This is a genomic window from Aliirhizobium sp. YIM B11859 (assembly GCF_057163345.1).
In genome coordinates this window covers 385,335-391,365 of record NZ_JBXHAY010000007.1, presented here as the reverse complement: position 1 = coordinate 391,365, position 6,031 = coordinate 385,335, and the positions used below count along the sequence as shown (strand labels likewise).

The 6,031-nt window shown below is 60.2% G+C and carries 5 protein-coding genes; 4 read left to right on the top strand and 1 reads right to left on the bottom strand.

Features of this window, described 5'->3' with window-relative positions; genetic code table 11:
* Positions 1-131: 131 nt before the first annotated feature.
* A complete protein-coding gene (locus AC2GXZ_RS25210; protein WP_483761961.1) occupies positions 132-1,208 on the bottom strand; it encodes a LacI family DNA-binding transcriptional regulator in 1,077 nt (358 codons plus the stop codon).
* Between the two features lie 240 nt (positions 1,209-1,448).
* On the opposite strand from AC2GXZ_RS25210, the gene AC2GXZ_RS25205 reads away from it, so the two are divergent.
* From AC2GXZ_RS25205 to AC2GXZ_RS25190, 4 genes are all read left to right on the top strand, one after another.
* Complete coding sequence (locus AC2GXZ_RS25205; protein ID WP_483761960.1) at positions 1,449-2,426, top strand: substrate-binding domain-containing protein; 978 nt, start codon at positions 1,449-1,451, stop codon at positions 2,424-2,426.
* A gap of 112 nt (positions 2,427-2,538) precedes the next feature.
* Positions 2,539-4,029 carry a sugar ABC transporter ATP-binding protein gene (locus AC2GXZ_RS25200; RefSeq protein ID WP_483761983.1) on the top strand — a complete coding sequence of 497 codons (1,491 nt, stop codon included), beginning with the start codon at positions 2,539-2,541 and terminating at the stop codon, positions 4,027-4,029.
* Complete coding sequence (locus AC2GXZ_RS25195) at positions 4,022-5,035, top strand: ABC transporter permease (protein WP_483761959.1); 1,014 nt, start codon at positions 4,022-4,024, stop codon at positions 5,033-5,035. The genes AC2GXZ_RS25200 and AC2GXZ_RS25195 overlap by 8 nt, the downstream gene beginning before the upstream one ends.
* Positions 5,035-6,030 carry an ABC transporter permease gene (locus AC2GXZ_RS25190; RefSeq protein WP_483761958.1) on the top strand — a complete coding sequence of 332 codons (996 nt, stop codon included), beginning with the start codon at positions 5,035-5,037 and terminating at the stop codon, positions 6,028-6,030. The genes AC2GXZ_RS25195 and AC2GXZ_RS25190 overlap by 1 nt, the downstream gene beginning before the upstream one ends.
* The last annotated feature ends 1 nt before the right edge of the window (position 6,031 follow it).

Sequence of the window (6,031 nt, the reverse complement as noted above, 5' to 3'; positions counted from 1 at the left end):
CCTTGTCGATATAGATCCCATGCACTCCGTCAAGAACACCAAGATGCGCCGTCTGACCACTCTGCCGCGATAAATCAACCAGAAAACGCCGGCAGAGTTCAGGTCGTCAATGATGCCTGCCAGATATTTTGCTAGAGAATGCTCGGCAGTGGCATGGGGTCCCTGATGTCATCGAGCGGACCCTCAAGTGCCGTTCGTGGGGGTATCAGTTGCGGCTCGACAATCGTCACCACCGGGTGAGCGGGGGCGGCCTCCAGCAGGTCGAAACCTCGCTCAAGCATCTCGGAAATATTCGGTTTGGCCATATAGACCGGAAAAGGCAGAAAGGACGCAAACGGGTCGTAGTCGAAACAGCCGGCCACGATGTCGGTGAACGCCTCTCCGTCATGTCGTCCCATGAAACGGAGCAGACCTTCGAAATTGATCGACGAGTTGATGAAAAGACAGCGCGGCAGGCGGGCTTCGCGTTCGAAGAATCGCTCGAAGGCGAGTTCCGTCATGCGCGGCGAATAACCGGTGATTTCGATGTCGCCGCTGCTTTCGATGCCGAAAAAGGCATTCTTTGCCGCGTGAAAACCCGCGATACGTTCTCGGCTTGCATGGTCGTCATGGCCACCGAACAGGACGACATCATCCGGGCGAAGGGGGCCGTCCTGTGATGCGTGGGCCAGGATCGCCGAGGTCAAGACTTCCGCGCCATTCCTGTTGTCGGAAATCACCGAGGATGCCAGTTTGCCGGGAAGATCGATATTCACATGCGGAAGGCCGGCGCGGGCGCAGACCTGGTGAACGCCGTCCGGGTCTGTGACGCCGGCAATGAACAGGGCATCGATCGAATAGGCGATCAGCGTTTCCACGGTACGCCGTTCCTCGTCGGGATCGCGGCGCCCGGAGACGACCATCGGCGACAGGCCGCGCGTGCGGGCCTGGGCCTCGAATGTCTGCGCCATCGAAGAAAAGAAGCGGTTGTCATAGACCGGCACCAGCAGCCCGACGAGGCCGGATTTCGAGCTTCTCAATCCGCGTGCCTGAAGGTTGGTTGTGTAGCGCTGGGCCTTGGCGAGCGAAAGTATCTTCTCGGCCGTCTCCTTGGAAATCCGCCGCTTGCGCCAGGATCCGTTCAGCACTGCGCTGACCGTCGAGGCGGACGCACCCGAAAGGACTGACAGGTCATAGATCGTTGCTTTCTTAGCGCTCTGGTCCGTCATCATCGTCTCCTCAACGATTCTGATTGGTAGAATATTAGTCCTCTTGACGAAAGGCATCTTCGTGCTATTGTTATTGCACCATCGATTGTGCACAAAAGCAATATCGATTGTGCCTATGTTGGTTGCTATGGGAGTGGCAAGGGAGCGTCTCGAATAGGCGAGACGGGAGATAAGGGCGCGGCAGGGAAGAGCCGCTGCGTGCTGATCTGCTTGCCCAGTATCTTTGGAGGAGGAACATCCATGAAGAAAATAATCGCGGCCGCTGTCGGCCTGTCGCTCGCCCTGCTTTCATCAGCGGCATTTGCCGATGGGCCGAAGGTTGGCGTCGTCGTGAAGATCGGTGGCATTCCGTGGTTCAATGCCATGGAAGCCGGTATCAAGGAGCAGAGCGCCAAGCTCGGCGTCCAGGGCTTCATGGTCGGCCCGACCAGTGCCGATCCTGCCCTGCAGGTGCGTGCCATCGAGGACCTGATCGCCCAGAAGGTTGATTTCATCGGCGTCGTGCCGAACGATGCCAAGGTGCTGGAGCCGGTGCTGAAAAAGGCGCAGGATGCCGGTATCAAGGTCATCACCCATGAATCGCCCAAGCAGGCCGGCGCCACCTGGGATTTCGAACTTGCATCCGCCAAGGGCTTTGGCGAGGCGCATGGCAAGATGCTTGCCGAGAAGATGGGCGGCAAGGGTTCCTACGCCGTGTTCGTCGGCTCGCTTACCGTACCGCTCCACAATGCCTGGGCCGATGGCGCCATCTCCTATATCAAAGCCAATTATCCGGACATGAAGCTGATTGGCGACCGCTACGGCGTGGCCGAGGATCTGGACAAGAGCCGTTCGACGGCGCTCGACCTCATGTCTGCCAATGCTGACCTGAAAGGCTTCCTGGCGTTCGGTTCTCAGGGCCCGATCGGTGCAGGCCGCGCAGTCGAAGAGCGCCGCAAGGACGGCAAGGTCTTCGTCATCGGTCCGTTCTCGCCGGGGCAGGGCGCAAAGCTGATCAAGTCCGGCGCCTTGACCGGTGGGTTCATGTGGAACCCCAAACTGGCCGGCGAAGTCTTCATCACGCTTGCCGATCGCATCTCCAAGGGTCAGGACCCCAAGGCTGGCGACGATATTCCGGGCCTCGGCACGATCAATCCTGACGGCAACACGATCATCGTCGATCAGTTGCTGACGATCGACAAGGACAGCATCGACAAGCTGGTTTCCATGGGCCTCTGATCCTCCACAAGCCCAGGGGGCGCGCCGGGCATGCCTGGCGCGCCCCATCCTCGACAATTCCGTCGTCCACAGCATCCGCCCAAAAGGCGGCTGAGCGAAGAGATTTGCCATGATGAGCGCCGAACCGCTCCTGTCCCTCAAGAACCTCAAGATCACATTCGGCGGCGTTCGCGCCCTGAAAGGCGTGTCGTTCGAGGTCAATCCTGGGGAAGTACATTGCCTTGCCGGCGAAAATGGCTGCGGCAAGAGCACCCTGATCAAGATCATTACCGGTGTCTACAAACCCGAAGAGGGCGCGGAGTTCTTCTTCGACGGACAGCCGATCACAGCGATGACGCCAAGCCTGGCGCAGTCGCTCGGCATCCAGGTGATCTGGCAGGATCTGGCGCTGTTCGGCGAGATGACCGTCGCCGAGAATATCGGCTTTCAATATGCGGTCAGCGGCAAATACGGCCTTGTCAACAAGCGTGCGATGGAGAAGGCGGCCGAAAAAGCGCTGGCCCGTCTCGGCGTCGAACTCGACCTGCATCTGCCACTGAAGGAGCTGCCGATCGCCCAGCGCCAGATCGTCGCCATTGCCCGTGCATTGGTCGGCGAAGCGCGGCTGGTCTTCATGGACGAACCGACGGCCTCGCTGACGCAGTCCGAAACCGATTACCTGATCGAGATCGTCCGCAACCTTTCGGCATCCGGCGTTGCGGTCGTCTTCGTCTCGCATCGCCTGGCCGAAGTGCTGGAGATCTCCCACCGGATGACGGTCCTGCGCGACGGCGCGCTGGTCGGCGTCTTTCCGGTCGAAGGCATGACCCAGTCGCGTGTGACCGAGTTGATGACCGGCCGCAATTTCGACAGCGCCGTCATCGCAGCCGACCATGACGACAAACCGGTCGTGCTATCGGTGAAGAACCTTTCCCGTACCAATGAATTCGAAGACATCTCCTTCGATCTGCGCCGTGGTGAAACGCTCGGCGTGACCGGGCTGCTTGGCGCCGGCCGCACCGAACTGGCGCTCACGCTGTTCGGCATGCGCCAGCCGCATCAAGGCGAGATCGTGCTCGATGGAGAAACGGTCCGCTTCGGCTCCAACCGGGAAGCGATCCGCGCCGGTGTCGCCTATCTTTCGGAAGATCGTCTGTCGCTCGGCCTCAACCAGCCGCAATCGATCGCCGACAATCTCGTGATGGCCTCGCTTGACCGCATTTTGTCCGGCGGCCTGATCTCGCCTTCCAAGAAGGAAAACGTCGTCGCACACTGGATCTCCGCGCTCGGCGTCAAGATCGGCAAGCCGGAAGATCCGATCCGCACGCTGTCCGGCGGTAACCAGCAGCGTGTCGCGATCGCCAAATGGCTGGCGATCGGACCCAAGATCCTCATTCTCGATGCACCGACGGTCGGCGTCGATGTCGGTGCCCGGGCAGGCATTTTCGACATTGTGCGCAAGCTCGCCGCCGAAGGCCTGTCGATCATCCTGATCTCCGACGAACCGCCGGAAGTCTATTTCAATGCTGATCGCATCATCCATATGGCCGAGGGCCGGATCAAGGCGACCTATGATCCGCGGCAGATGTCGCTGACCGACCTGGAAGGAAAAGTCTATGCGTAGGTTGATGCTTGGCCACACGACCGAGTTCACGCTGTTTGCGGTGATGATCGTCCTGTGCGTCGCGCTTTCGTTTGCGACCGACCGGTTCTTCACCATTTCCAACGCCTTCGACGTTCTCAATGTCTCGGCCGTCAACATCATCTTCGCGGTCGGCCTGCTCGTCGTGCTGATCTCCGGCGGCATTGACATCTCCTTCGCGGTCGCCGCCTCGGTGGTGCAATATGTGACGGTATTGGCGCTGACTGCGCTCGGCGGCGGTAACTGGGCCGAGGGCTTCATCATCGCGGGCGCTGTGGGGATCGGGCTAGGCCTGATCAATGCGGCACTCGTTTACAAGCTGCAGATCATCTCGATCGTCGCCACCATCTCGACCTTCAACATCTTCTTCGGCCTCTTGATGTTCTTCACCAAGGGCGTGTCGATCTACGACCTGCCAGAATGGCTTGGCACGCGGGTCGTGTTCTATGAGCGGGAAATGTCGGACGGTTCCTGGCTGGAGCTGACGCTGCCGGTGGTGGTGATGATCCTCTGCTGCGTCGCGACCTGGTTCATGATGTCCCGCACGACGATCGGTCGCCAGCTCTATGCGTTCGGTGACAATCCGGAAGGCGCGCGGCGCTTCGGCATCAATATCGGAGCCATGCACTATATTTCCTTCGGATGGCTTGGCCTGATGGCCGGTATCGGCGGGCTGATGCAGGCCCATTATGCCCAGGAAGTCGTGCCCAATGCGCTTTATGGCCGCGAACTCGATGTCCTCGCTGCGACCGTTCTGGGCGGTGCCCGACTTGGCGGCGGCAAGGGTTCGGTCATCGGCTGCGTACTTGGTGTGCTGATGGTATCGGTCACCCAGAACGGCCTCAACCTGATGGGCGTGTCGCCCTTCGCCTTCAAGATGATCGTCGGCGCAATCATTCTCGTCGCCATCACGCTTTCCTCTGCACGGATCGACAAGCTTCTGCCGTTCTTTGCCAAGGGCAATGTCAAGAAGAGGGGCGCAAACTGATGATGCCGCTTATCCGCAAGTTCAACAACACCTTCGGTGCCGACATGACCGGTCCGGTCATCGCCTTCGTCGCTGTCATGGTGATCTTCGGTATCGGTGCCGACAACTTTCTGTCGCTTGGCACATTCGGCTCGGTTGCCTTCCAGCTGCCCGAACTTGGTCTGCTGACGCTTGCCATGCTGCTGCCGCTCCTGACCGGTGGCATCAACCTGTCTGTGACCTTCACGGCCAATCTTGCCGGCCTGGCGGCCGCAAGCGTTCTGCAGGCCTATGGCGGCGTCGATGCGCCGGGCGGCGCTTTTGCGCTTGCCGTGGTCGCGGCTGTCGTCACCGGTGGTGCGGCCGGCCTGATGACCGGGGCGGCGATTGCCTATACCCGCGCCCATCCGATCCTTGTCACCCTGTCGATGATGATCTTCCTGCGCGGTCTTGGCGAATTTCTGACGCGCGGCGGTGATGTCTCGGGCTTCCCGAGCTACATGGAACCGATCGGCCACGGATCGATTTTCGGCCTGCCGATCCCGCTTCTGATCTTCATCGCCTGCGTCGGTGTCTGGCAGGTTCTTCTGACCCGCAGCAAGCTCGGCTTCGGGCTGCTGATGATCGGTTCCAATGTCGAGGCCGGGCAATATTCGGGCCTCAACACCCGCCGCATCATCATGCTGGTCTACACGCTGTCGGGTATCATGTGTGCGGTCGCGGGCATCATCATGCTCGCCCGGTTCAACTCGGTCCGTATCGGTCACGGCGAATCCTATCTGCTGATCACCGTGCTTGCGGCATTTCTCGGCGGTATCAATCCGTTCGGCGGTTTCGGACGCGTGCTGCCGGTCTTTGTGGCGCTCGTCGTGCTGCAGCTTCTGTCTTCGGGCCTCAACCTGATGGGTGCAAACCAGCATCTGGCGACGGCACTCTGGGGCGTGCTGATGATCGTGGTGATGGCGGCCCGCACTCTCGTTTCCGCCTATTTCGCATCCCGCAGAAAGAAGATCTGAC